The 23,270-nt window shown below is 63.3% G+C and carries 19 protein-coding genes and 2 tRNA genes; 7 read left to right on the top strand and 14 right to left on the bottom strand.

Going from position 1 to position 23,270, the window contains the following annotated elements; genetic code table 11:
* Positions 1 to 121: 121 nt before the first annotated feature.
* Both JFC13_RS10630 and JFC13_RS10625 read left to right on the top strand, forming a co-directional pair.
* A complete protein-coding gene (locus JFC13_RS10630) occupies positions 122 to 1,090 on the top strand; it encodes an aldose 1-epimerase family protein (protein ID WP_198397039.1) in 969 nt (322 codons plus the stop codon).
* A gap of 72 nt (positions 1,091 to 1,162) precedes the next feature.
* Entirely contained in the window at positions 1,163 to 2,092 is a 930-nt protein-coding gene (locus JFC13_RS10625) for a DUF4282 domain-containing protein (RefSeq protein WP_198397038.1), read from the top strand.
* 196 nt (positions 2,093 to 2,288) lie between these two features.
* Here the strand turns inward: JFC13_RS10625 and JFC13_RS10620 are convergent.
* The 6 genes from JFC13_RS10620 to JFC13_RS19890 form a co-directional block, all read right to left on the bottom strand.
* A tRNA-Glu gene (locus JFC13_RS10620) sits at positions 2,289 to 2,361 on the bottom strand.
* Between the two features lie 38 nt (positions 2,362 to 2,399).
* Positions 2,400 to 2,471, bottom strand: a tRNA-Gln gene (locus JFC13_RS10615).
* A 178-nt stretch (positions 2,472 to 2,649) separates the two neighbouring features.
* Positions 2,650 to 3,939, bottom strand: a complete 1,290-nt coding sequence (locus tag JFC13_RS10610) for an alpha/beta fold hydrolase (RefSeq protein WP_198397037.1) — start codon at positions 3,937 to 3,939, stop codon at positions 2,650 to 2,652.
* Between the two features lie 2 nt (positions 3,940 to 3,941).
* Positions 3,942 to 5,354, bottom strand: coding sequence for a glutamate--tRNA ligase (gltX, locus tag JFC13_RS10605; RefSeq protein ID WP_232488508.1), 1,413 nt, complete (start codon positions 5,352 to 5,354; stop codon positions 3,942 to 3,944).
* Positions 5,355 to 5,486: 132 nt separating this feature from the next.
* Complete coding sequence (locus JFC13_RS10600; RefSeq protein WP_198397035.1) at positions 5,487 to 6,293, bottom strand: fumarylacetoacetate hydrolase family protein; 807 nt, start codon at positions 6,291 to 6,293, stop codon at positions 5,487 to 5,489.
* A 201-nt stretch (positions 6,294 to 6,494) separates the two neighbouring features.
* A complete protein-coding gene (locus JFC13_RS19890) occupies positions 6,495 to 7,628 on the bottom strand; it encodes a PucR family transcriptional regulator (protein ID WP_198397034.1) in 1,134 nt (377 codons plus the stop codon).
* 173 nt (positions 7,629 to 7,801) lie between these two features.
* On the opposite strand from JFC13_RS19890, the gene JFC13_RS10590 reads away from it, so the two are divergent.
* From JFC13_RS10590 to JFC13_RS10570, 5 genes are all read left to right on the top strand, one after another.
* Positions 7,802 to 9,565, top strand: coding sequence for an aldehyde dehydrogenase family protein (locus JFC13_RS10590; RefSeq protein ID WP_198397033.1), 1,764 nt, complete (start codon positions 7,802 to 7,804; stop codon positions 9,563 to 9,565).
* 67 nt (positions 9,566 to 9,632) lie between these two features.
* Positions 9,633 to 11,168: a GMC family oxidoreductase gene (locus JFC13_RS10585; protein WP_332839388.1), complete on the top strand. Its 1,536-nt coding sequence runs from the start codon at positions 9,633 to 9,635 to the stop codon at positions 11,166 to 11,168.
* Positions 11,169 to 11,180: 12 nt separating this feature from the next.
* Positions 11,181 to 14,033, top strand: a complete 2,853-nt coding sequence (hrpB, locus tag JFC13_RS10580; protein WP_198397031.1) for an ATP-dependent helicase HrpB — start codon at positions 11,181 to 11,183, stop codon at positions 14,031 to 14,033.
* Positions 14,030 to 15,010, top strand: a complete 981-nt coding sequence (locus JFC13_RS10575; protein ID WP_332839387.1) for a 3-methyladenine DNA glycosylase — start codon at positions 14,030 to 14,032, stop codon at positions 15,008 to 15,010. The genes hrpB and JFC13_RS10575 overlap by 4 nt, the downstream gene beginning before the upstream one ends.
* A 68-nt stretch (positions 15,011 to 15,078) precedes the next feature.
* Positions 15,079 to 16,131, top strand: coding sequence for a zinc-binding dehydrogenase (locus JFC13_RS10570; RefSeq protein WP_198397030.1), 1,053 nt, complete (start codon positions 15,079 to 15,081; stop codon positions 16,129 to 16,131).
* Positions 16,132 to 16,195: 64 nt separating this feature from the next.
* Here the strand turns inward: JFC13_RS10570 and JFC13_RS10565 are convergent, their stop codons facing one another.
* The 8 genes from JFC13_RS10565 to JFC13_RS10535 all read right to left on the bottom strand — a co-directional run bounded on the left by JFC13_RS10565 (position 16,196) and on the right by JFC13_RS10535 (position 23,231).
* Positions 16,196 to 16,630, bottom strand: a complete 435-nt coding sequence (locus JFC13_RS10565; RefSeq protein ID WP_198397029.1) for an HIT family protein — start codon at positions 16,628 to 16,630, stop codon at positions 16,196 to 16,198.
* Positions 16,631 to 16,645: 15 nt separating this feature from the next.
* A complete protein-coding gene (locus tag JFC13_RS10560; RefSeq protein WP_198397028.1) occupies positions 16,646 to 17,224 on the bottom strand; it encodes a maltokinase N-terminal cap-like domain-containing protein in 579 nt (192 codons plus the stop codon).
* A 1-nt stretch (position 17,225) separates the two neighbouring features.
* Positions 17,226 to 17,951, bottom strand: coding sequence for an FAD-dependent thymidylate synthase (thyX, locus tag JFC13_RS10555; RefSeq protein ID WP_232488459.1), 726 nt, complete (start codon positions 17,949 to 17,951; stop codon positions 17,226 to 17,228).
* The gene (locus tag JFC13_RS19345) at positions 17,875 to 18,438 is read right to left on the bottom strand and encodes a hypothetical protein (RefSeq protein WP_232488458.1); all 564 of its coding nucleotides are present in this window, start codon (positions 18,436 to 18,438) and stop codon (positions 17,875 to 17,877) included. Before JFC13_RS19345 ends, thyX begins: the two co-directional genes overlap by 77 nt.
* A gap of 150 nt (positions 18,439 to 18,588) precedes the next feature.
* The gene (locus JFC13_RS10550) at positions 18,589 to 19,149 is read right to left on the bottom strand and encodes a Type 1 glutamine amidotransferase-like domain-containing protein (protein ID WP_232488457.1); all 561 of its coding nucleotides are present in this window, start codon (positions 19,147 to 19,149) and stop codon (positions 18,589 to 18,591) included.
* Positions 19,150 to 19,151: 2 nt separating this feature from the next.
* A complete protein-coding gene (locus JFC13_RS10545) occupies positions 19,152 to 20,240 on the bottom strand; it encodes a lipoate--protein ligase family protein (RefSeq protein WP_198397026.1) in 1,089 nt (362 codons plus the stop codon).
* Between the two features lie 46 nt (positions 20,241 to 20,286).
* Positions 20,287 to 22,566: a prolyl oligopeptidase family serine peptidase gene (locus tag JFC13_RS10540; protein ID WP_198397025.1), complete on the bottom strand. Its 2,280-nt coding sequence runs from the start codon at positions 22,564 to 22,566 to the stop codon at positions 20,287 to 20,289.
* 26 nt (positions 22,567 to 22,592) lie between these two features.
* The gene (locus tag JFC13_RS10535; RefSeq protein ID WP_198397024.1) at positions 22,593 to 23,231 is read right to left on the bottom strand and encodes a GNAT family N-acetyltransferase; all 639 of its coding nucleotides are present in this window, start codon (positions 23,229 to 23,231) and stop codon (positions 22,593 to 22,595) included.
* Positions 23,232 to 23,270 lie beyond the last annotated feature (39 nt).

Raw genomic sequence — 23,270 nt, 5'->3', positions numbered from 1 at the left:
CAGACCTCCCAAAACTGATCATTTTCGATCATAATGCTAACATCTGCATGGGAGAGATCCCAGATCTCGCGTAGAATTCTGGGACACCGGAATATCCGCTCACCACCTGCTCAGGAGTCGCATGACCGATCTCATCGAGCTCGCCCTGGGCGACGACAGCGCAGTCGTCTCCACAAGCGGAGCGGCTCTGCTCGACTACACCGTCGGGGATCGTCCTGTCGTCGTCCAGATGTCCGCCTTCGATGGCGCCGTGCTGGCACCGTGGCCGAACCGGATCGCCGATGGACGCTATGACTTCAACGGCCGCTCCCACCAGCTGCCTATCACCGAGGTCACACGCGGAACGTCTCTGCATGGTCTTGTGGCCGAGACCGACTGGAAAGTCAGTGAACGCAATGAAGCCTCGGTACGTCTCGAAACAGACATCACCAGCCCACCGGGGTATCCCTTTGAATTGTCCCTTGAGGTGACCTACACCCTTGTTGAGTGTGAAGACGAGGGCGAATGTGCGAATGAATACGAGGGCAGCGGCGAGCTACGGGTCCTGGCTCTCGCGCGAAACATCGGGCACGAGACCGTTCCCTTCGGTTTCGGCTTTCATCCCTGGATCCATCCGGGCGCGCAACGAGTCGATCAGGCACAGCTCCTCATTCCGGCAGAAACCTGGTTCGAGACCGATGACAGACTCATCCCCCAGACGATCAGGCATTTCGACACTGGATCGTCCGTCCCCGCCGATCACGGGCCTGAAGAAGCATCCTGCGTCCTCTGCAAGGACTTCCGCGCGCTGCGCACTCTTGGCCCGGCGATCCTCGATGACGCCTTCGGCACCCCGCAGCGCGGTGACGATGGGTGGTCGCGAGTGAGGTTGAGAGGAGCCGACGACAGGACGGTCACCATCGGAATGGATGAGAGCTTCCGGGCCTGGCAGTTCTGCACCGGAGACGACCTCGACCAGCCGCTTCGCCGCAGCGCCATCGCCATCGAACCGATGACGTGTCCACCCAACGCCTTCGCCTCGGGTTCGGACTTCGATGTCATAGACGCGCAGGGCGAACTCAGCGTGGAATGGAGCGTCTCCTTGCGTTAGGAGTTCTGGCTGCAAAGTCAGCTTGCACTGATAAGTTGCGACTATCGGCTTCAACTCGTGCGAAGGAAGATTATGTCGACACCACAGAACCCGTACTCCGGTTCGGATGAAGAGAACAATCAGAACATCCCAGGCGATCAGCCTGATCCTGACCTGAACCGGCCGCAGGATCCCGCGGCCGACGAACAGACGGCCCATGAACCATCTGCTCACGAACCCACTGCTCACGATCCCGGTCTCGGCGAACAGACAGGGGACCCCCAGTCGCATGCTGGCACTGCCCAGTTTGGTCACGGCTCACAGTTCAGCCAGAGCGATCAGTACAGCCAGGCCGATCAGCACAACGGCCAACAGAGCCAGTTCGGTCAGTCGGAGCTGTACAACCAACAGAGCCAGTTCGGTCAACAGCAGCAATTTGGCCAAGGTGGCCAGTACACGCCTCAGGATCAGTACGACCAAGATGGTCAGTACGACCCACAGAATCAGTACGGTCAATACGGGCAGCCAGCCCAGCAGGGTCAGTACGGGCAGTCAGCCCAGCAGGGCCAGTACTATCAGGATGCTGACTACGCTGCATACAACCAAGGAAATTACGCCGACTCCCAGCACGCTCCGGTGGGCAATTTCCAGCAGCCGGCAGCGCAGCAGAAGCCTGGCGGAAGCGGCGGTTTCTTCAAGTCGCTCTTCGACTTCCGCTTCGATAATCTCATCGCCGTGCGATGGGCGGGATTCATCTACATCATCGCCATCGTTGTGGCCGCATTGTCCTGGCTGGGATCCATCATCGGCGGAATCGTCACAGGTGCAGCAGCGGGAGCGGCGACCAGCTATCTCAGCGATGGCCCGAGCTTCAGTCCGTGGCCGCTGCTGCTGGCGATCATCTTCGGCTGGATCATTCCCGCCCTCTGGGTGATCTTCGTCCGATTGGCCCTCGAGCTCATCGTGGCCAACGTCAAGACTGCGGAGAACACGAAGAGGATCGCGGACTCCCTTGGACGCTGAGTCGCCTCAGCAGCCTCTCTGGGTTCATTCGCTCTGAGTTGCAGGGATCAGCTTCGACGTCGAGCCCTGTGACTCAGAGCGCACTGCTTCAGAAACGTCCGGACCGGCGAGGCTCAAGGCGGCTCGCACATCTGCAGAAGAATGGCCGTGAATTAGAGCGAGCCCCACACCGATTCCTCGATGCGGGACTCAACCGTACCCCCGAGCAGGTTCGAACTGCCGTTTCCGCCTTGAGAGGGCAGCGTCCTAGGCCACTAGACGACGGGGGCCAATAAACAGCTCAGAGTCATACTCCCGATGCTGTTCGCTGGGGTACCAGGACTTGAACCTAGACTAAATGTACCAGAAACACTCGTGCTGCCAATTACACCATACCCCAATGTTATCCAGGCTCATCCCCGAAGGAATTTCCCTGAGCAACGAGATATAACTCTACACAAACCCCCCGCTCGACTCCAAATCATCGGGGCTCATTTCCGGTGTGACCTTCTTAACATTGCTTCCAGCGAGAACGATTTGCCTCTCACTCGAACGATGTGCCACCTGCACGAACGAATTCACGCCCACGCCAGGGAGATAAGGCGATCGAGCACCCGGTATCCGTCAGCACGCAGTCCGTTGTGCTCGTACTCGTTCGTCACCCATGGCGTCACTCCGTCGAGGAGGTCCGCTGTGGCCAGTGAGTACTCCGGAGGAACGTAGGCGTCCTCGAAGTACACTGCTGCGCCTCCGCGCACGTTTGAGGCCCGCAGCGCATCAACGTCGTAGAGCCTGGACCATTCGTGCTGTGCCACGAGCTGGGCCACCTCGGCGAAGGGGGCAAGCTCCGGATCCTCGGCAAGTGACTCGGGCCCGGCGTGCTCGCCGGCCAAAAGGGTCGGATCGGCTTCGACGTCCGCAGGCATTGCCCGCCGAGCTGCCCAGTTGGTGACCGCACCGTCGGCCCAGCAGGACTCGTGGACCACGGCGTAGAGCGGATTTCGTCCAGAGAACGGCAGTGCGGCAGCCAGATCATGACGGAATGCCGCCGAGGCAGGGTCCAGGTCCAGCAGGTAGTGCAGCTTCTCGGGTCCGTCGGAAGCTCCGAGGAAGTGCCCGAGGAGCCGGATGCGTTCCGTCGTGGCGCGGGCTCCGCCGGGCAGCGCGATGCCCCCATCCGCCTCGGCGAGGTCGATGATCCGGGCGAGCTTGTCGCGGTCACCGGGGAATGCTCGGTAGAACTGCTCTGATTTCCGCTTCATACCTTCCCACGTCGTGGCGTACACGGTGGCGGGGTCGGTTCCGATCGCCGGCAGTCCGCCGGTGAAGTAGACCTCGTTCAGTGATTCCGAATGCGCGGAGACATACCGCAGGGCGGTGAATCCTCCGAACGACTGACCCAGCAGCGACCAGGAGTCGACTCCCAGCCCGCGGCGCAGGATCTCAGCGTCCTCGACGATCGAATCGGCACGGTAGTGGCTCAGCGCCGCAGCGATGTCTGCAGGGGCCTCGCCGATTCCGTCGAGACCGGTGATGCGTCCGTCCACGGAGCCAATGGGGCTCGATCTCCCGGTTCCGCGTTGGTCGAGCATGACGACTTGGAAGTCCTCGAGTGCTCGCGCCAACCAGGTGGACTCGCCGACGGGGGTGGTGGGCCTGGGTGCTTCGACACCCGGACCGCCCTGCAGGTACACGAGGTACGGCTTGGTGCTGTCGGCTTCGGTCGCGGTGATCCGGGCGAAGACCTCGATGGGCGCCGAGGTGGCCGCGGACCGTCCTGCTCCCCCACCGAAGTGGTCGAGCGGGGCTTCGAAGGTCACGTCCTTCAGGTGCAGTCCCCCACGCGTCCAGGCCGCCTGATTGAGCATCGTCACAGCTGGGCGGCCAGCGCCCGCAGGCGAGTCAGTGACGAGTCCTTGCCGAGGATCTCCATGGACTCGAACAGAGGTGGTGAGACCTTGCGTCCCGACACGGCCACGCGCAGCGGGCCGAAGGCCAGTCGAGGCTTGATCTCCATCTCGGTGACCAGTTTGGCCTGAAGCGTTTCGTGCAGCGTGTCTGTCGTCCAGTCCTCGACTCCTTCGAGGACCTCGATCGAGGCGGCAAGCACCTCGGGAGCCGAATCCTTCAGGGTCTTCAGACCGTCCTCGGCCATGGTCAGCTCGGCATCGGGAGTGAACAGGAACGCGAGCAGGTCAGGTGCTTCGCCGAGGAGGTTCATCCTCGTCTGCACGAGCGGAGCCGCCTGGCTGAGGATCTCCAGCTGAGCCTCCGATGGCTTCTCCGGGAGCACCTCGGCGGCCTGGAGATAGGGCACCAGACGGTCACGGAAGTCGCTGACGTCGAGGAGCCGGATGTGGTCGGCGTTGATCGACGTCGCCTTCTTCACATCGAAGCGGGCGGGGTTGGGCAGAACATCGTGGATGTCGAAGGCCTCGACGAACTCCTTGACGCTGAAGACGTCTCGGTCGGGTCCGATGGACCAGCCGAGCAGGGCCAGGTAGTTGATGATGCCTTCGGGGATGAAGCCGTTGTCGCGGTGGAGGAACAGGTTGGATTCCGGATCGCGCTTGGACAGTTTCTTGTTGCCATCGCCCATCACGTAGGGCAGGTGACCGAACTCGGGGGTTGCCTCGGCGACGCCGATGTCCTTGAGCGCTTCGTAGAGCACGACCTGACGTGGGGTCGAGGACAGCAGGTCCTCACCGCGCAGCACATGGGTGATGCCCATGAGGGCATCGTCGACGGGGTTGACCAGGGTGTACAGCGGCTGACCGTTCGCACGGACGACGACGTAGTCGGGAATGGTGCCCGCTCGGAAGGTGATCTCTCCGCGCACCAGGTCGGTGAAGGTGACGTCGGTGGCGGGCATACGCACACGCCAGACGGGTTCGCGGCCCTCGGCCTTGAAACCGGCGATCTGCTCGGCGGTGAGGTCCCGGTCGTAGCCGTCGTAGCCGAGCTTGGGGTCGCGGCCTGCTGCCTTGTGCCTGGCTTCGACCTCTTCATTGGTCGAGTAGGACTGGTAGATGTGTCCGGCGGCCTTGAGCTTCTCGATCACGCCGGCGTAGATGTCGCCGCGCTGGGACTGGCGGTAGGGCCCGTCGGGTCCGCCGACGTCGATGCCTTCATCCCAGTCGAGGCCGAGCCACTTCATGGCCTCGAGGACCTGGCCGAAGCTCTCCTCGGTGTCACGGGCGGCGTCGGTGTCCTCGATGCGGAAGACGAACTTTCCGCCGGTGTGCTTCGCATATGCCCAGTTGAACAGGGCGGTGCGGACCATACCGACGTGCGGGGTGCCGGTGGGTGATGGGCAGAAACGAACTTTGACGCTCACTGTGATCCTTCGGTCTCTGGTGCTGCGAGTTGTGCGGCTGTTGCATTGTGGGGCTTGAGCTGGTGATGTGTGCTGGTCTCAGGCGTCCATGACCATGTTGGTAAGGACTCCGAGGCCGTCGATAGCGATATCGACACGGTTTCCGGCGACGATCTGACCCACACCGGCGGGAGTGCCGGTGAGGAGGACGTCTCCGGGCAGCAAGGTGATCGTTTCGGACAGGTGCTCGATGATCGTCGGGATGTCGAAGATGAAGCCGGCGGTTGTGCCGTCCTGCTTCAGCTCCCCGTCGACCCAGGACCGGATGGAGAGGTCATCGACGTCGAGTTCGGTTTCGATCCATGGTCCAAGTGGGCTCGAGGTATCGAAGCCCTTCGCCCGGGTCCACTGCTTGTCCGACTTCTGGATGTCCCGCAGTGTGACATCGTTGCTCGCGGTGTAGCCGAGGACGTAGTCGAAGGCGTTCTCTGCCTTCACGCCTTTGGCGACGCGGCCGATGATGACGGCCAGCTCGGCTTCGTAGGACACGTATTCGCTGATGGCGGGCAGACGGATCGGGTCTCCGGGGCCGATGACCGCGGTGTTGGGCTTGAAGAAGGTCAGTGGGCTGACGGGCACCTCATTGCCGAGCTCGGCGGCATGATCGGCGAAGTTGCGGCCGACGCCGATGACCTTCGACCGCGGCAGGATCGGGCTGAGCAGACGAACATCGTCGAACTTCAGCCGCTCCCCCGTCGACTGGGCCGGAGCGAAGAACGGGTCCTGGTCGAGAACGGCGAGGCTGAGGCCGGACGTGTCCCACGTCCCGTCCTCAATCTGCGGCACGTCGCCTTCGACGACTCCGTATTTGGGTTCGTCCTGGTGCACAAATCTGGCAATACGCATGTGCCCCAGTCTAGTCAGTGCGATGCGCGCCTGGCACACGGGAACCTGGGCAGCTGGTCGAGAGTTCGAAGAAGTCGCGTCCGACACCGCAGAATATGTCACGGTGCCCACGTGCGTGGCGTCAGCGTACGAAGACGTCCACCACCGCTGACCTTGCGCTGCGTGGCCGAATCTCAGATGTCCAGTTGCGAACACAGGCTTTCAACGCTTGGCCGGCCACCCGAGCAGTCGAATCGTCCGCAGGGCCAGCGTCAGTACAGTGAGATCAGTGGGATCGCCTATCGACCGCGCAGTCAACGTCTCAAATCTGCGCAGCCGGTAATTGACCGTGTTCCGATGGCAGTGGAGCAGCTCGCCGGCTTTCGAGAGCGAACCGCCGCACTTGATCCACGTCTCAAATGTGTCAAGCAGTATTTCACGACTGTCGCCGCTGAGAGCACCGACCTCGGTGAAGGTCCGTCTGACCAGAACTTCGGCTTCCCTGGGCTGGGAGACGATGAGCATATCGGTCAGCGACTGACCGTAGCGGCCGATTCCTTCGCGTGCGGTGCCTAAACAGCGCAGCGCGACACGGGCCTGGCGCTCCGCCTCGATTGCGCACTCCAATGATCGGAACTCGTCGCTCACCCCGATCCGAGCACCATCGGTGGAAACAAGGAATTCGGCACTCTCCCGCTGCACCAGCAGGCACACTCGCGCACCGTTGAACTCCGCCCAGTGCTCGCGCGCGCCGAGAATCTCGACTTCTGGACTGTGTTCGTCCATCACCAGGACAAACAACCGCATGCCCTCGCGCACCTGGAGCAAGCGGGCAGCCGCCTCGCGGCGTTCTGGTGCCGCCATCGGGGACAGCAGATCGACGACCGCGCCGAACCGTGACTGCTCTGCCCAGCGCTCACGCGCCATGGCCACCTCGCGATGCGCCTCCGCCGCAGCTGTGGAGAGCTCGTCGAGGGCCGTCCACAGTTCTGAACCCAACGGAAACAGAGTGCTCTGGCCCGAGTCCTCGAGCCCGGAGGACTCCTCCAAGGCACTCCACAATCGCAACCCCGCCATGCGGTAAGCATGGAGGACGCCGGAGAGCTCGACCCCATATTCGGCCTTGATTTGACCAGCACGGCGGGCCGGCCCCAGATCCAAGTCTGCGGATCCGAACGAATTCAGAAGGGATCGCAGATTCTCGGCAACGATGTCGACAAGACTCTGGCGAGGGATGGGTCTCTCAGCATAGGCTCGATCTCCCGAGAGGATGTCATCGGCGATCACGTGCGAAAGACGATCGACGTCCAGAGTCGAAGCAAGCACACCATCACGAACGTCAACATTGTCACTCACCTCGCCAGAGTACCCATCGATTGTGCTCACGCACAATGGTTTCGTCCAGGTTTAGGATCGGCGCCCATAAGAACTATCACCGCCTGCAGATACGATGGCCTCACTGACACAGACGCTGCTGTCGCCACGGGACGATGCCTCCCGGCGACCAGGCTCAACGAGGAGCAGACACCATGCCAGCTGAGACTTCACCCACCGCGACCGAACCCATGCGGGCAGCTGAGTACCCGCTTGACACCACCCGGCTCGACACTGCTGTCGGTGCACTGGGCTCGGGAATACGTCAGTGGGCGAATCTGTCCCTGTCACAACGCGCCCGATTGCTGGAGCGCACACACGAGTCAATCGCGCTCAACGTCGCTCGCTGGACACGCACCGCCACCGACATCAAAGGTCTCCACCCTGATTCACAGCTCACTGGCGAAGAGTGGTTGTCCGGCCCTTATGCCGCTTTGACTGGATTCTCCACCGCCGCCGCATCAGTCCGTGCGTTGGCGCGGGATAGTTCTCCGCTTGACGGAGTCGACCCTGGCGAGACCGGCGGCGGACGCCTGACCTGGAAGGTGCTTCCCACCCATCTGCGGGAGGCCATCATCTTCCATGGCTTCTCGGCAGATGTGTGGACCCTTCCGGGAGTCGACGCTGAAACGGTCCGGGCCGACGCCGGATTGGGAGCCAAGCATCTCGGGACGGAAGCCGGTGTCAGCCTGGTCCTGGGCGCGGGAAACATCACATCGATCGGCCCCTTGGATGTCCTGACCGAACTCGTCGCGCACAACCGGGCGAGCATCCTCAAGATCAATCCCACCTTGGCTCCACTGCTGTCGGTCTATCGTGAGGCCCTCGGCCCTCTCATCGAAGCGAATCTGCTGCGTGTCGTCCAAGGCGGCGCCGCAGTCGGCGAGTACCTCTGCGACCATCCCGATATCGACCACGTCCACATCACCGGCAGCGCAGATACCCACGACCGAATCGTATGGGGAGCCCGTGGGAATCACTCTGGCCCGGAAGCTGAGCCGAAGCTGAGCAAACCCATCACCAGCGAGCTGGGCGGAGTCTCTCCGGTCATCGTCGTGCCCGGTGCCTGGTCGAAGGCGGATTTGAAGTATCAGGCAGAGAACGTCGCCACTATGCGCTTGCACAATGCAGGGCATAACTGCATCGCAGCCCAAGTCGTCGTCCTCGACGCCCAATGGCCCCAGCGTGAGGAATTCCTCGATGTACTCGCAGCTGTCTTGGACCGTGTCCACGATCGCGCCGCGTGGTATCCGGGCGGTCAGAAGCGGATCGAACAGGCGACGGCCGACCACGACCATGTCGAGTCGTTCTCGAACGGGCATCGACTGCTCGTGACCATCGCCGGTGAGACCGAAGTCGAAACCACCGAGTACTTCGCCAACGTACTCGGCGTCAAGACCATTCGAACGGAGGTGGGTGCTCCGGACACGCTCGAGCACCGGGCGGCGTTCCTCCACGATGCCATCGACTACGCCAACGACACGTTGGCCGGCACTCTGGGGGCCAACGTCATCATCGCCCCCGATGACCGGAAGAACTTGGGAGAGCAGTTCGATTCCGAGATCGAACGGCTGCGCTATGGGTCGATCGGGATCAACGCGTGGACGGGCCTGGCCTTCCTCACCTCGACCGCTACCTGGGGCGCCTTTCCCGGTCACACGCTCGAGGACGTGCAGAGCGGCATCGGCGTCGTGCACAACGGTCTGCTCATCCCCCACACTGAACGCACAGTGGTCGCGGGGCCGTTCCGACCGTTCCCGCGCTCGATCCTCGGCGGTGAGTTCGCTCTGTTCCCCAAACCACCGTGGTTCGTCACCTCGCGCAGCGCCGCACGCACTGGGCGCGCCCTGACCGCGTTCGCCGCGGCACCGAGTTGGGCGAAGCTGCCGGGGATCTTCCTCGCCGCGTTCCAAGCCTGAACAATCCCAGCCCATCAGAAACCTCGCGCAGCATGAATGAAGCTGTATGCACAAAGGAGTGTCACCTGTGAGTGATCAATTCGACTACATCATCGTCGGCGCTGGTTCGGCCGGAGCCGTCGTCGCATCTCGCCTGTCCGAAGATCCCAATACCTCAGTGCTGTTGCTTGAGGCCGGAGGTCCGGATACCGACTCGAAGATCTCGATCCCGGCAGCCTTCTCTCAGTTGTTCAAGTCACAAGTCGACTGGAACTACGAGACGATTCCGCAACCGGGTCTTGACGGCCGCACCGTCTACTGGCCCCGGGGCAAAGTGTTGGGCGGATCATCCTCGCTCAACGCGATGATGTGGGTCCCCGGCTTCGCCGCCGACTACGAGAACTGGGCGAAATCGGCAGGGTCGACATGGGGATGGCAGTCGTTGGCACCGCTGTTCGAGTCGACGAACATCAGCGTCGCCGAACAGCGAGACCCCAGGCCGCTGACCTCGACCTTCCTCAAGGGTGTCAGGGAGGCCGGTCACCGTGTCGAAGAGGCGAACTCCGCCCAGCCGGACGGCTTCACGCAGACCCGAGTCACACAGCTGAAAGGGTCACGGCACAACACGTCGCAGGCCTATCTGAAACCCGCGAAATCCCGTGCCAACCTCACCATCCGCACAGGAGCTCACGTCGAGAAGGTCAACTTCGATCGACAGACCGCCACCGGAGTTTCATACCTCGTGGACGGCAAGCGCTTCGAGGCGAGCGCCCGCAGAGAGATCGTGCTCAGCGGCGGAACCGTGAACACTCCGCAAACACTCATGCTCTCCGGCATCGGAGATCCGACCCAGTTGGGCCGGCACGGGATTCCGGTCCTCGTCGAATCCCCCGAGGTCGGCCAGAACATGCGCGATCACCTGGCCAGCCTCATCTGTCTCGAAGTGGCGGGCGGCACGATCAAAGACGCCACGAAGATCGGCAACGTCATCAAGTACCTCACGCGGCGAAAAGGGATGCTGACCTCAAACGTCGCCGAGGCCTACGGCTTCGTACGCACGGACGATGCGCTCGAGCTGCCCGACGTCGAACTCATCTTCGCCCCGGTCGCCTATGTGCAGGAAGGGCTCAGCGGGATACCCTGTCATGGTGCCTCCTTGGGGCCGATTCTGCTCCAGCCGAAGAGCCGCGGAAACATCAGCCTCGCATCGGCCGATCCCCTTGCCAAGGCCATCGTCGACGCCGGATATCTCTCCGATCCCGAGGGAGCCGACCGCGCCACGATGCTGCGAGCGCTGAAGATGGTCTCCGACATCTTCGCCACCCCGTCGATGGCCAAGGTGACCAACGGCCGTCATGTCTCTCCTCGCGGTGCGGAACGACTGCCGATGGACGAAATGCTCTCCGTCCTTCTCGAACACAACTCCCACACCCTCTACCATCCGACCTCAACAGCTCGGATGGGAACCGATGACACCTCGGTCGTCGATCCGCAGCTGCGGGTCCGCGGCGTCGACCGACTGCGAGTCGCCGATGCATCGGTGATGCCGGAGATCATTCGCGGTCACACCCACGCGCCCTCGGTTGTGATCGGAGAGAAGGCCGCCCAGTTGCTGCGCAGCTGAGACACTGGAGACATGCCCCCACCACAACCTCCGAAGGCCGTACACCGTTCGCAGCCGGTGCAGCCATCGGGTGACTCGGCCAATCGGCGGCCCACCGACGCTGAACGCACATTCACCCTGTCAGACATCGCCTCAGGTCTGCCCGCTGCGGCGCTCATCGACCAACTGGACGGTGCCCCGGTCGGCAGATTTCCCCGCCTAGTCGTCGAGGCCCCACCCGGCACGGGAAAGACCACTCTGGTGCCACCGCTCATCGCCGACCATCTGCTGCGGCAGGCACCACACGCTCAGACTCAAGGTCGAGTCATCGTCACCCAGCCGCGGCGGATGGCGGCTCGTGCAGCGGCCAGGCGATTGGCGTCGCTGACCGGGACTCGCCTCGGCGAGGACATCGGGTTCACGGTTCGCGGCGAATCGCGGACCTCGGCGCGCACGCGAATCGAGTTCGTGACCACTGGAGTGCTGCTGAGCAGGCTTCTGCGCGACCCCGAGTTGGCAGGGGTCTCAGCGGTCATCCTCGATGAAGTGCACGAACGGCAGCTGGACACCGATCTGACGTTCGCGCTGTGCCGAGAGCTCATCGATCTGCGTGAGGACCTAGGTCTCGTCGTCATGTCGGCGACCCTTGATGCCAGGATGTGGGCAAGACGCTTGGGCTCCGGAGACAGCATTGCCGTGCTGCTATCGGTCGCCGCCGAGGCTCATCCCCTCGACGTCAGGTGGGCACCGGCGAAGCAGCGGCCTCTGGATGCACGCGGGGTGACCTGGGACTTCCTCGATCACGTGGCGCGAACGACCGTCGATGCCCTGTCTCGGCACGAGCGTGGCGACGTGCTCGTGTTCGCCCCCGGCGCCCGAGAAGTCGAGGAGATCGCTTCACGGATCACCCGGTCGCTTCACACCGGCGCGGGAACAGAAGTCCGCACTCTGCTCGGTCGCACCCCTGCCAAGGAGCAGGATGCGATCCTGCGCCCTCATTCCGCCGGGGTTGGCCATCGACGTGTGATCGTGTCGACTTCAGTCGCGGAGTCGGCATTGACGGTCCCCGGTGTGAGCATCGTGGTCGACTCCGGTCTGGCACGGGGGCCACGGTTGGATACTCGCCGTGGAATGTCGGGGCTGGTCACGACCCGTGAGTCCAAGGCCTCGGGAACTCAGCGTGGTGGTCGTGCCTCACGGCTGGGCCCGGGCACGGTCTATCGCTGCCTGTCCGAACCGGATTGGGCGAGTCTGCCCGAGCACACGCCTGCGGAGATTGCGACCTCCGATCTCACTTCGGCGGTCCTGACCCTCGCGGTGTGGGGCGGCGACACGGACCTGCTGCCGGATCCGATGCCGGATGGCCCGCACCGCCTGGCCATAGAGAATCTCGTGGCCCTCGGGGCGATCGAGCTCGCAGAATCCGGAGACAAGACAGGCGGTGAAGGCAGGGCGAGCGCCGAGGCTGGGGCGCTCGAGGACGCCACTGTCACCGTGACGGAGCTGGGGCGGGCAATCGCCCGGATTCCCGCCTCCGTGTGGTCGGCGCGAGGTCTCTTCGACGGAGCCGCAATGCTGTCCCCGACCGCGGCAGCCGAGGCGATCGCTGTGATCGAATCTGAGCAGCGTGCTCCTGGCGCCGACCTCGTGGCCACCCTGCGCGAGCTGCGGCGCAGCAAGGACCGGCGGTTCACCCAAGATGTGAAGCGCTTCGCGGGCCTGGCCGCGGAGTTCTCGGATCCGCCCGGCGGTGCTGCACGAGACTCTGCTGCACGCGACACTGCCGGCCGCGATTCAGCCGGGAACGACACAGCCGGTCGCGACGCAGCAGTCCACCAAGCGCAGGACCACAGCTCAGTTCGGGGTGGTTCCCTGCGCCCCGATGATCTGGGTCTAGTGGTGGCGCTTGCCCACCCGCTGCAGATCGGGCGGCTGCGCAGCTCCTCTGCGTCCGAGTACCTGCTGGCATCCGGCACGGCGGCGTCCCTGCCCCGGAATTCGTCTCTGCAGGGCAGCCCGTGGTTGGCGATCTCCGACGTCGGACTCTCGGGCGGTCGCGCCGTCATCAGGGCTGCTGTGGTCATCGACGAGGACACCGCTGAGCTTGCAGGCGCCGGACTGATGGCGACCGAGGAGACTGCGACCTTCGATCAGGGGAAGGTGCGTGCGGTGCGCCGGACCCGCCTCGGCGGCATCGAACTCACTGCCACGCCGATCAAGGCGAGCCCGGATCTGGCTCGGTCGGCGATCGCAGCGACTGTGCGCCAGCGCGGGGCCCGCGAGATTCTGCGACCCAGCGAAGCATTCGAAGAGCTGCGGTCCCGATTGGGGCTGGTGCACGCCGTCTATGGGCCTCCGTGGCCGGACGTGCGCTGGTCGCGGCTGTCCCAGACCCTGATCGACTGGTGCCCGGCGGCCCTGGATCGGATCGCACGTGGGGCGGACCCGGGCAAGGTCGATCTGGTATCGGCGCTACGCACGCTCCTGCCCTGGCCGCAGGCGGCCCGCCTCGAGGAGTTGGTGCCGGTGAGCATCGAGGTGCCCAGCGGTTCACGGATCCGCCTCGACTACCCCGATCCCGACATTGTGGATTCGGATTCCGAGTCCGAGCAGGGGCCGGTTCTCGCGGTCAGGCTCCAGGAGTGCTTCGGTTGGCAGACGGCTCCGAGCGTGTGTGAGGGCCGGGTGCCCGTTGTGGTCCACCTTCTGTCCCCCGCCCGCCGACCGTTGGCGGTCACCAGCGATCTCGCTTCCTTCTGGGCAAATGCGTATTCCCACGTCAGAGCGGAGAACCGCGGCCGGTATCCGAAACATTCATGGCCCGAGGATCCGCTGACGGCACCCCCGCTGCGCGGGACCAAGCGGTCTGGGACAATGAAGCGGTGACCTCCACCGCCTCGCTGACAGCCGACAGCACCGACTTGCTCGGTGCTGCCAATGATGCTGCCGAAGGAACCGCCGGTGCTGCAGGAACCGCCGGTGCTGCGATCAGCGCGTCCAGCTGGCGCGGTCTGCGTGATCATCACGCAACGCGGATCGCAGAGAGGACCGATGCGCACCTCGCCCGCCGCCTCAAGGGCGAGAAGCACCCGGTCGAGGACTTCCTGTTCACCTACTATCCGTTCAAAGCGGGTCAGCTGGCCAAATGGAATCCCGGCCCCGGCGTGCGGCTCGAACTGGCCACTGAAGCCGATCAGTCCTACTTCGACCGTCGCTGGTACCACACGGACCCTGCTGGCACGGTCGCCGAGGTGGATGTCGAGGCCTGGCGCAAAGACCGGGGCGATGGAGCGAAGTTCATCGCCTCACTGCTCCAGTCGACCCTCCACCGTGAGGCGAACTTCGGGTGCTTCGGCATCCACGAATGGGCGATGGTCTACAAGCTCAGCGAAGAGCAGCGCCGCCACCAGCAGGTGCCGCTGCGCCTGAGCCATGAGGCCACCGATGTCGTCGTCGAGAGCCACCGGATCCAGTGCTCGCACCACGACGCGTTCCGCTTCTTCACCGAACCCGCCCGACCCCGCAACACCCTTCAGCCCAGCCGCGAGTCAATGGTGGCCAACGAACAGCCCGGCTGTCTGCACGCAGGAATGGACCTGTACAAATGGGCGATGAAGATCGGCCCCATCGCCCCCTCCGACCTCGTCGTCAACTGCTTCGACCTGGCGCTCGACATCCGCACCCTCGACATGGAGGCCTCGCCCTACGATCTGCGCGGGTGGGGCTACGGTGTCGTCGCCATCGAAACCGCCGAGGGCAAGGCCGAGTACATGGACCGGCAGAAGGCCTTCTCCGCACGTGCGCAGGCACTGCGGCAGCGACTGCTCGACGCTCTGGGCCACGCCGGAATCCACGCCCGGTAGAGTTCGCCGGCCAGAGCACAGTGTGGACCGCGCTGTGCAGCAGGAACGCCTCTGCATAGGATCACTGTGTGCGTGCAATCGTCTATGAAGAATTCTCTGTCCTCCCTCAGTTGAGAGACATCGAGCCTCCCTCCACCCCCAGCTCTGGTGTCGTCATCGACGTCGAAGCCACCGGAGTCTGCCGCAGCGACCATCACGCCTGGTCAGGCCACGATTCGACGATCACCTTGCCCCACGTGCCCGGGCACGAGCTGGTCGGACGCATCGCCTCGGCGGGGCCCACGGTCACGAAGTTCCACACCGGCCAGCGTGTGACCGTGCCATTCGTGTGCGGCTGCGGTCGCTGCCGGTGGTGCTTGAGCGGCAACGCACAGGTGTGTCCCGATCAGACTCAGCCCGGGTTCACCCACTTCGGCTCCTGGGCGGATCAGGTGGTCATCCACAACGCCGATGCCAACCTCATCGCTGTTCCGAACGATCTCCCCGCCTCGGCGATGGTGGGACTCGGATGCCGATTCGCCACAGCCTTCCACGGACTGCGCGTGCGGGCGAACCTTCACGAGGGTGAGACGGTTGCCGTCTTCGGCTGCGGCGGAGTCGGCCTGTCTGCGATCATGATCGCCCGTGCCATCGGTGCCCAGGTCGTCGCGGTCGACGTCAGCGATGCTGCGCTTGACCGGGCGGCTGAGCATGGAGCCGCGCACACGGTCAACGCCATGGGTAAGAACCCGGAGGAACTATCCGCCGAGGTGATCGCGCAGTTCTCGGATCAGTGCCCCGATGGTGTGGCGGTGAGCGTGGATGCCCTCGGCCGTGAGGACACGATCACTGCCGCGATCGCCTCGCTGGCACCCTTGGGTCGGCACGTGCAGATCGGACTGCTGGCCGCGCCGCCTGTCGTCGACGTAGGACGTGTCATCGGCCTCGAGCTCAGCGTGCTGGGTTCCCACGGGATGGCCGCGGCCGAATACCCGGAGATGCTGGACCTCGTCGTCGACGGCAAGTTGCGCCCGCAGGATCTGGTCGCGAACGTCATCGGACTCGAGGAGGCGCCAGCAGCTATGGAGGCTCTGGGCTCGAACACCGGATCGGGGATGACGATCATCGACCTCAAGCGGTGAAATCGGATCGCTGACCTGGTGGATCCCTTGCGCTGAGCCAGTGGATTTCGGTCGCTGAGTTGGCTCAGCGATCCTCCAGCGCCGACCTCATCGACGCTGCCAGGTCCTCGTTCAGCTCGGCGTCACCGCGGACACCGGGTGCGAACGGCAGCCTGAGCCGGTCCTTGCCCTTGTCGCGGTAGCGCGGAATGACGTGCATATGGAAGTGGAACACCGACTGCCAGGCGTCCTTGCCGCAGCAGTTGAGCAGGTTGACTCCATCGGCACCCCACACGTCGAAGACCTGCTTCGCGATGCGCTGCGATTCGATCGCCACGTCGGCAAGGTCAGCGGGCGGGATATCGCACAGATCGGTGCTGTGACTTTTCGGGACGACGAGCAGATGCCCGTCGGATCCCGGCTGGATGTCCATGAACGCGAAGGTCGTATCCGTCTCAGCGACCTTCGCGCTCGGCACGGCACCTGCGACGATCCCGCAGAACAGGCAGTCCTGACTCATCTGCGCATCAACCCGTCACACCATGACGGCGAGGACGACTGCGGACTCCTGGCCCGACCAGCGGCCCAAGAGCAGTCCCGCATCAGATCCCTCCGCCGGTGAGTCGAGGTTGAGCTCATACAGCACCTGCACGTCTTCGGCTCCGGCCAGCGGACCCGTGCCCCAGGTATGAGCCACATCGGTGATCTCTTCGATTCTGTTGCCCTCATCGTCGACGCGGTACTGCTTCGCAGAAGTCCCAGCGGTCGCGATCGTGTGGTCCAGTCGCTGTCGGAAGAGAGGGTCGCCCATCCCGGCGTAGACCCAGCGCTTGCCGAGAATGGAATGTTCCATGGTGGCGATCAGGTGCTTGTCGGCACCTGCCAACTCTGCGCCGCGGTAGGTCAGGGGCACCTGGAAGACACGGTCACCGGCGGCGACGATGTGGATCTCGGCTCCAACCTTGCCCTCCGGATCATCCAACCGGTAGGAAGTGACCTTCTGCAGCGAGCCCGGAGCTACATCGGCCTCGGCTGCCCACGCCTGCTTGGTCAGCCAGGCAGAGATGACGTCGAGTTTTCCGGGGTTGAGTTCGGCGTTGTAGATGTCAGCCATGTCATGCCTTTCGGGTCCCGGGGATCCATTCCCCGTCGACCACTTCATAGTCGGAGAAGACCGCTGGGGCCTCTTTGAGCATGGCCTCACCGATCTTGTTGAACACCAATCGGATCTCTTCCTCAGCGCCCTTGGCGGTGCGCATCTCGATGACGTGACGCAGGGAGCGGAGGTTGGCGGTGTAGACGATGCCGGTGGCCAGGCCCTCGGGAGCGAAGCGACGCATGAAGGAGGTCATGTGCTTCTTGTGGGAGAACTTGGTGCTGGCTTCGTCGAGTTCGAAGTGCTCGGTCATCCACTTCTGGTGCTCTTCGAGCGTGTCGAGGACCTTGAGGGAGCGTTCCATGAGTTCTGAGTCCTCACGTGCCCATTCGGGGAACCAGAACGGAATGTCGGCCAGGCGGACGTAGCGCAGGGATTCCTGAGAGAACGCCGATCCTGCACGGTGGCGGATCAGTTCGTGGGTGAGCACCCGCGAGACGTTGTGCAGCACGAACGTGAAATTCGCGTGTTCGAGGACCGAACCGTGCTGGGATTTGATGACATTGCCCAGGTACTGGGCCGAATCCGTGCGCACGCGGGACACGTTCGGGTTCAGTCCCGGCTCCCATGAGCGGTAGCACATGCGTCCGGAGAACTCCACGATGTCCTCAGCGTCCGGGGACTCGGCCTCTTCGACACGATCCGCCCAGGTAGTTCCGCCCACCTCGTCGAGGTATGTCCTCATCGATTCCCAGTCGATACTGGGTTTTGCGAGCAGTTCTACGGACGGTTCGACCTGGCGCATGGCTCTCCTTGTGCAGGGTATGGCTTGATTGATTCCCAATCCTACAGACCAGATCGCCGAGGTGGTCCAAACGTCCGCGACGAATGCTTGCGCAGGTGCGACTATCAGCTCCGAATGTAGCGGACGAAGAGGACGGCCGTGCCACCGCCGAAGAACACGAGACCGACGACTGCGGCAACAGCAGTGCACCGATGATGCCCGGCAGAAGTGCGAGCCTCGTATTCGTGCCGATCAGCTGCATGATGCCGGCGATGATTCCAGCGGCGAAGAACACAGTGACGAAAAGACCGATGATCTGGCCCGCACCGATGAGCATGATCAGCCCAACGATGACGAACAGCGAGGACAAGATGATGAGCAGTTTCGCGTCCCGTCGTTCCTTCCGGTACGCGCGGATGAATATTTCCTGCAGCTCGTCCTCGTTCATCGCAGTACCTGGTCGTTCATCACAGCACCCGTCTGAGAAGACGGCGAGGCAGTGTGCCGGCTGGGCCGCTGGCAGAGTCACCGTCGGTGCCGAGCCGCGTCTCACGCGAACGGTCAACGACGTAGGCGTTGGCTTCAGGTTGTTCCACTATCACCGAGGTGGGTGCGAAGTTCTCGAAGACGATCGCAGCATAGTCGTCAATGGCAAGTCCGAGCACCGGCAGCTGACCGGTCGTGATCCACCTTGGAACGTCTCGGCGCGGCCTGGTTCACCGTGATAATGCGGGCAGACGCTGCCGGGGATGAATCCGAGACCGTCATTCAGAGGCGCCAGTGGACCGAACGAATCGGTCGAGGAGGCTTCGAACCAGCAGTTGGCACCGGCACTGATACCGGCAAGGATCGTGCCGCCCTTCGCAGCAGCCCGCATAATGTCGTCGACACCGTGGCGCCGCCACAGTGTCAGTAGGTTGGCGGTGGATCCACCGCCGACGTAGATGAGGTCCATGCCCACCAGCATCTGCGGATTCTGGTACCCACACCGCCCTTGACCGAACAGCGAGAGTACGTGTGTCTCGGCCCTGCCGTCGAACGCGGCTTCGAAGCGGTCGATGTAGTCGGAGCTGTCTCCCGAGGCAGTCGGGACGAAACATACCCGAGGAAGTTCACCTACCCGAGGAAGTTCACCGGCTGCATGGTCACCAGGGCGCATGATTACGGCACCCGGTGTGTCCACTTCTCGGTGCCGAACTTCTCGTCAACCAAGATCTGAGCCTTCTCCAGTTCGTCGGTGGTGAAGGTGTCGAAGCTTGCCCCATAACGGTCGGCGAAGGTGTTGGCCATGACGTCGATGATGTCCTTGCGGGCTTCACCCGTCTGGCTGCGGAGAGGGTCGACGCGCTTCTTGGCACTCGAGACTCCCTTGTCAGAGATCTTCGCCTCACCGATGCGCAGGACTTCGACCATCCTGTCGGCGTCGATGTCGTAGCTCATCGTCGCGTGATGGAGCAGAGTGCCATCGCGCAGTCTCTTCTGTGCCGCACCGCCGATCTTGCCGCCGGTCGAGGAGATGTCGTTGATCGGTTTGTAGAAGGCCTCGACGCCGAGGCTCTTCAGCGCTGCCAACACCCACTGGTCGAGGAAGACGTAGGACTCCTCGTAGTCGAGGCCGGCGACCAGCGAGGGCGGCACGAACATCGAATAGGTGATGCAGTTCCCGCCTTCCATGAACATCGCTCCCCCGCCGGAGATGCGACGCACAACCTGCACGCCGTACTTCTCCACGCCTTCTGGGCGGAGTTCGTTGACATAGGACTGGAAGGCTCCGATCACCGTGGCGGTGTCGTCCCACTCCCAGAATCGCAGCGTCGGTTTCCGACGTCCCGCCGCCACTTCCTCCAGCAGCACCTCATCGAGTGCGACATTGAGCTGCGTGGGCAGCACTTGGCCGCGGATGACCTGCCAGTCGAAGTCGGTGAAGTTCGCCGCCGACCCCAGAGCACGGCGGACGACGGTGGCGATGTCCGAGGTGGAGAATCCGTGCATCGCCAGTTCCGAGCCGTACCCGGCGAGCGCCGCATCGAGGCGCTGCCGCAGATTCGCGTTGTCGGCGATGACGCTGGCGCCCACAAGAGCGGGGGCGAGGTCGAAATAGGCCTCTTCGGGTTCGAGGAAGAAGTCACCGGAGATTTTGACCTCGGTGATGTGCTTCCCGTCGGTCTCCACATCGGCGACCACAAGCTTCCCGCCGATGACCTTGTATTCGGCGTGAAAACGCTGGGGTTCGTGCATGTCGTTCGTCATGGTTCCAAACCTACTCTCGGGGGCTTCTTCGAAGCTATGAACTTGCTCACTCTCCGGTCAGTGAGTTCCACAGGAACCGGTAGCTCAGGGCCCGGGTGAATGCCGCCTGTCTGTTGTCCGATGCCGCTGAGTGTCCGCCTTCCGTGTCTTCGAAGAACCACACATCAGAGATGCCGCGATTCTGCATCCGCGCAGCCATCTTGCGTGCCTGCACTGGTCCCACACGATCATCAGAGGTCGCCGTCCAGAACAGCACGGGCGGATAGTCTGTGCCGTCTTCGAGCAGATGGTAGGGCGAGAACTTCTGGATGAACTCCCAGTCCTCGGCCACATCGGGGTCACCGTATTCGGCCTTCCACGAATAGCCGGCGCTGAGTTTGGTGTAGCGGCGCATGTCCAGAAGAGGCACTCCGCACGAAATCGCACCGAAGAGCTCGGGGTGCTGTGTGAGCATGTTCCCCACCAGCAGCCCACCGTTCGATCCGCCGGCGCAGGCCAAGTTCGACGGACTCGTCACCCCACGGGTGACGAGGTCTCGGGCGATGGCGGCGTAGTCCTCATAGGCTCGCATCCGGTTCTCCCGCATCGCCGAGGTGTGCCACCGCGGCCCGTATTCTCCACCGCCGCGGATGTTGGCGAGGACATAGACCCCACGACGTCCTGCGGGAATCGGTGCCTCGGCGGTCTCATCGGCCTGCCGATCGGCGGGATCGTGTCGGGTTCCGGTCGTCGTGCGACCCAACCAGCCGATGCCCATCACCGGGGAGTACACCGGAGTCCGGCTGACTTCGAAACCGCCGTAACCGTCCAGGAGGGTCGGATTGCTCCCATCGAGGACCAGCGTGCTGTCGGCGATCTGGAAGTAGGGGATCTTCGTCCCGTCCTCGCTGGTGGCGAAGTGCTGTTCCACGCTGAACCCGTCGCTGGGAAAGAGCGCCGGAGCCGACTTGATGACGACGGGTTCACTGTCACCCTTCGACGATTCCAGGCTCCCGTACGCCAGGGTCGATGGAGTCAGAAACCCCGTGCTCACCAGCCAATAGTCGTTGGCGCTCGCGTCATCATGTTTGTCGACGGCTCCCAACCCGACCATGTGATTGGCGGGGACTCCTGGCAGGGAGGACGACGAGAAGTCGTCGTTCGGGTCAAGAACGCTCAGTTGCGACTGCACATCGGTCAGCAGCTCGAGGATCAGGTAGTCCCGTGTCCACGTCCATGACTGCAGGGCCGTGTGCTCATCCGGGGTGAAGATGACGGTCGGTGTGATTGTTCCGGCCTTCACCTCGGCGATGTCAGCCACGGCCAGACCTCCGGCCGGGACCGAGTAATCCTCGTGAATCCACTCAGATTGGGGACGGAAGAGGACGTTGTCCCTTTCCAACCCGACTTCCACATCGGTCGGCACCTCGACGACGGTCCAGTTGTTCTCCCACGCCGAGGCGACGGTTGAGACGGACCCCGACTCATCGGTGACTGCGTCGAGGTCGATGAAGCTGAGCTGCGTATTGAAGAAGTCGATGGCATCAATGAAGAACGCTCTGTCGGTGGCATCGGCTGCTGCCGCTCCGACATCGCTGCCCACGAAGATGGCGACATGGTCATGGGGCACTTCGGCCACGATCGGGGCATCGGAGATGGCTTGTCCGCGTGTGAGGACACGTGCCTGTCGCGGATAGGACGATGTGGTCAGTGAGTCTTCGCCGGTATCGGTGGCGACGATGATCGTGTCATCGTCCAACCACGCGAAGCGAGTCTTCGCCGAGGGCAGGTCGAAGCCGCCGTCGACGAAGGTCTTGGTCACCAGGTCGAATTCGCGCACCCGGTGGGCGTCGCCACCGTCGGGAGACAGTGAGACGAGTGCTCGGGAATCGTCCGAACGACGCACCGAGGCTCCGGCCCATACCCACGGCGTCTCCTCCGCTGCGCCGAGTTCGTCGAGGTCGATGAGGATCTCCCACTCGGGGGAATCTGAGACGTAGCTGTCCCATGTGGTTCGTCTCCACATGCCTTTGGGATTCTTGGAGTCACGCCAGAAGTTGAAGTAGTGCTCACCGCGTTTGGCCACCATCGGGATCTTGCCCTCGGAATCCAACGCCGTCCGAATATCTCCGGCGATGGAGCCAAACAGGTCGTCCTGGAACCGGGAGATGGTCTTCGCGTTCTGGCCCTTGACCCAGCCCATCGGCTCGTCACCGTGGATGTCTTCGAGCCACAGGTTCTCGTCGTGTGGCATCGGGGCAGTGTTCTGCGACTCCGTGCTCTGCGGCTCTGCGGCCGTGGTGGAGGTTTCGGTCTTCTGATTGTCTGCCGGAGCTTCTTTGCGCATGCCACCATCCTAGTGAACGGTTCGGCTCAGGCTGCTGGCCTGAACATCACCAGCCCCGGATTGCCGTTGGGTGCCTGCGGCCCATGACCGAGCGTGAAGAATCCGAGGCTCTCATAGAGTCGGCGGGCGGGGCTGTCGATGTCACTTGTCTGCAGCCAGCAGCTGTATCCGCTGATTCCGGCCAGCCACGTCTGCAGAGTGGCCCGTCCGAGACCAGAACTGCGCAGATTTGGGTCACGTGCCAACAGGTTGAGCGCGAAAGACCATTCGATTGTCTGAGCGGCGTCTCCGAGAGCCGAGCGGAGCTCATGTGCCCAGTCGTAATCCTGTTCCAGCCACGACCAGAAATGTCCGTAGGCGATCGATCGTAAGCGCCCGTCGGATCGACCTGCCACGACGAGGACCTGACCATTTCGGACCGAGAGGTCGTAGAGGTTTGCGAACAGTGCCGCGTGCGTCGGATCTTCGCTCAAAGGCGGTTCGGCTGCCGCCGTTGCGTAGAGTTCTTCGACCTCGTGGGGAGGAGGCAGCATTCCCGGGATTCCGGCTGCGGAGCCGACGGGTTCCCAGCTTTGGCCCAGCCCACCTGGTAGACCCCACACGAGTTCGACGTTGAGCTCTGCAGGTGAAGTTCCGAGAACCTCACACTCGGCATATTCGTCCATGCTCCCAGCCTAGCCACGTCGGCAGTCGCGCAGTTGAAC

The organism is Brevibacterium antiquum (assembly GCF_016107655.1).
In the GTDB taxonomy this organism is placed as follows: domain Bacteria; phylum Actinomycetota; class Actinomycetes; order Actinomycetales; family Brevibacteriaceae; genus Brevibacterium; species Brevibacterium antiquum.
Note: the sequence above shows the minus strand (reverse complement) of the source record. Positions and strands in the feature narration are given on the sequence as shown.

Bases quoted from the DNA above. Each gene is read 5' to 3' on its own strand.
- JFC13_RS10630 (WP_198397039.1), top strand. From the start codon at position 122: ATGACCGATCTCATCGAGCTCGCCCTGGGCGACGACAGCGCAGTCGTC.
- JFC13_RS10625 (WP_198397038.1), top strand. From the start codon at position 1,163: ATGTCGACACCACAGAACCCGTACTCCGGTTCGGATGAAGAGAACAAT.
- JFC13_RS10610 (WP_198397037.1), bottom strand. From the start codon at position 3,939: ATGCTCAATCAGGCGGCCTGGACGCGTGGGGGACTGCACCTGAAGGAC.
- gltX (WP_232488508.1), bottom strand. From the start codon at position 5,354: ATGGTCCGCACCGCCCTGTTCAACTGGGCATATGCGAAGCACACCGGC.
- JFC13_RS10600 (WP_198397035.1), bottom strand. From the start codon at position 6,293: ATGCGTATTGCCAGATTTGTGCACCAGGACGAACCCAAATACGGAGTC.
- JFC13_RS10590 (WP_198397033.1), top strand. From the start codon at position 7,802: ATGCCAGCTGAGACTTCACCCACCGCGACCGAACCCATGCGGGCAGCT.
- hrpB (WP_198397031.1), top strand. From the start codon at position 11,181: ATGCCCCCACCACAACCTCCGAAGGCCGTACACCGTTCGCAGCCGGTG.
- JFC13_RS10565 (WP_198397029.1), bottom strand. From the start codon at position 16,630: ATGAGTCAGGACTGCCTGTTCTGCGGGATCGTCGCAGGTGCCGTGCCG.
- JFC13_RS10560 (WP_198397028.1), bottom strand. From the start codon at position 17,224: ATGGCTGACATCTACAACGCCGAACTCAACCCCGGAAAACTCGACGTC.
- thyX (WP_232488459.1), bottom strand. From the start codon at position 17,951: ATGAGGACATACCTCGACGAGGTGGGCGGAACTACCTGGGCGGATCGT.
- JFC13_RS19345 (WP_232488458.1), bottom strand. From the start codon at position 18,438: ATGAACGAGGACGAGCTGCAGGAAATATTCATCCGCGCGTACCGGAAG.
- JFC13_RS10550 (WP_232488457.1), bottom strand. From the start codon at position 19,149: ATGCGCCCTGGTGACCATGCAGCCGGTGAACTTCCTCGGGTAGGTGAA.
- JFC13_RS10545 (WP_198397026.1), bottom strand. From the start codon at position 20,240: ATGACGAACGACATGCACGAACCCCAGCGTTTTCACGCCGAATACAAG.
- JFC13_RS10540 (WP_198397025.1), bottom strand. From the start codon at position 22,566: ATGCGCAAAGAAGCTCCGGCAGACAATCAGAAGACCGAAACCTCCACC.
- JFC13_RS10535 (WP_198397024.1), bottom strand. From the start codon at position 23,231: ATGGACGAATATGCCGAGTGTGAGGTTCTCGGAACTTCACCTGCAGAG.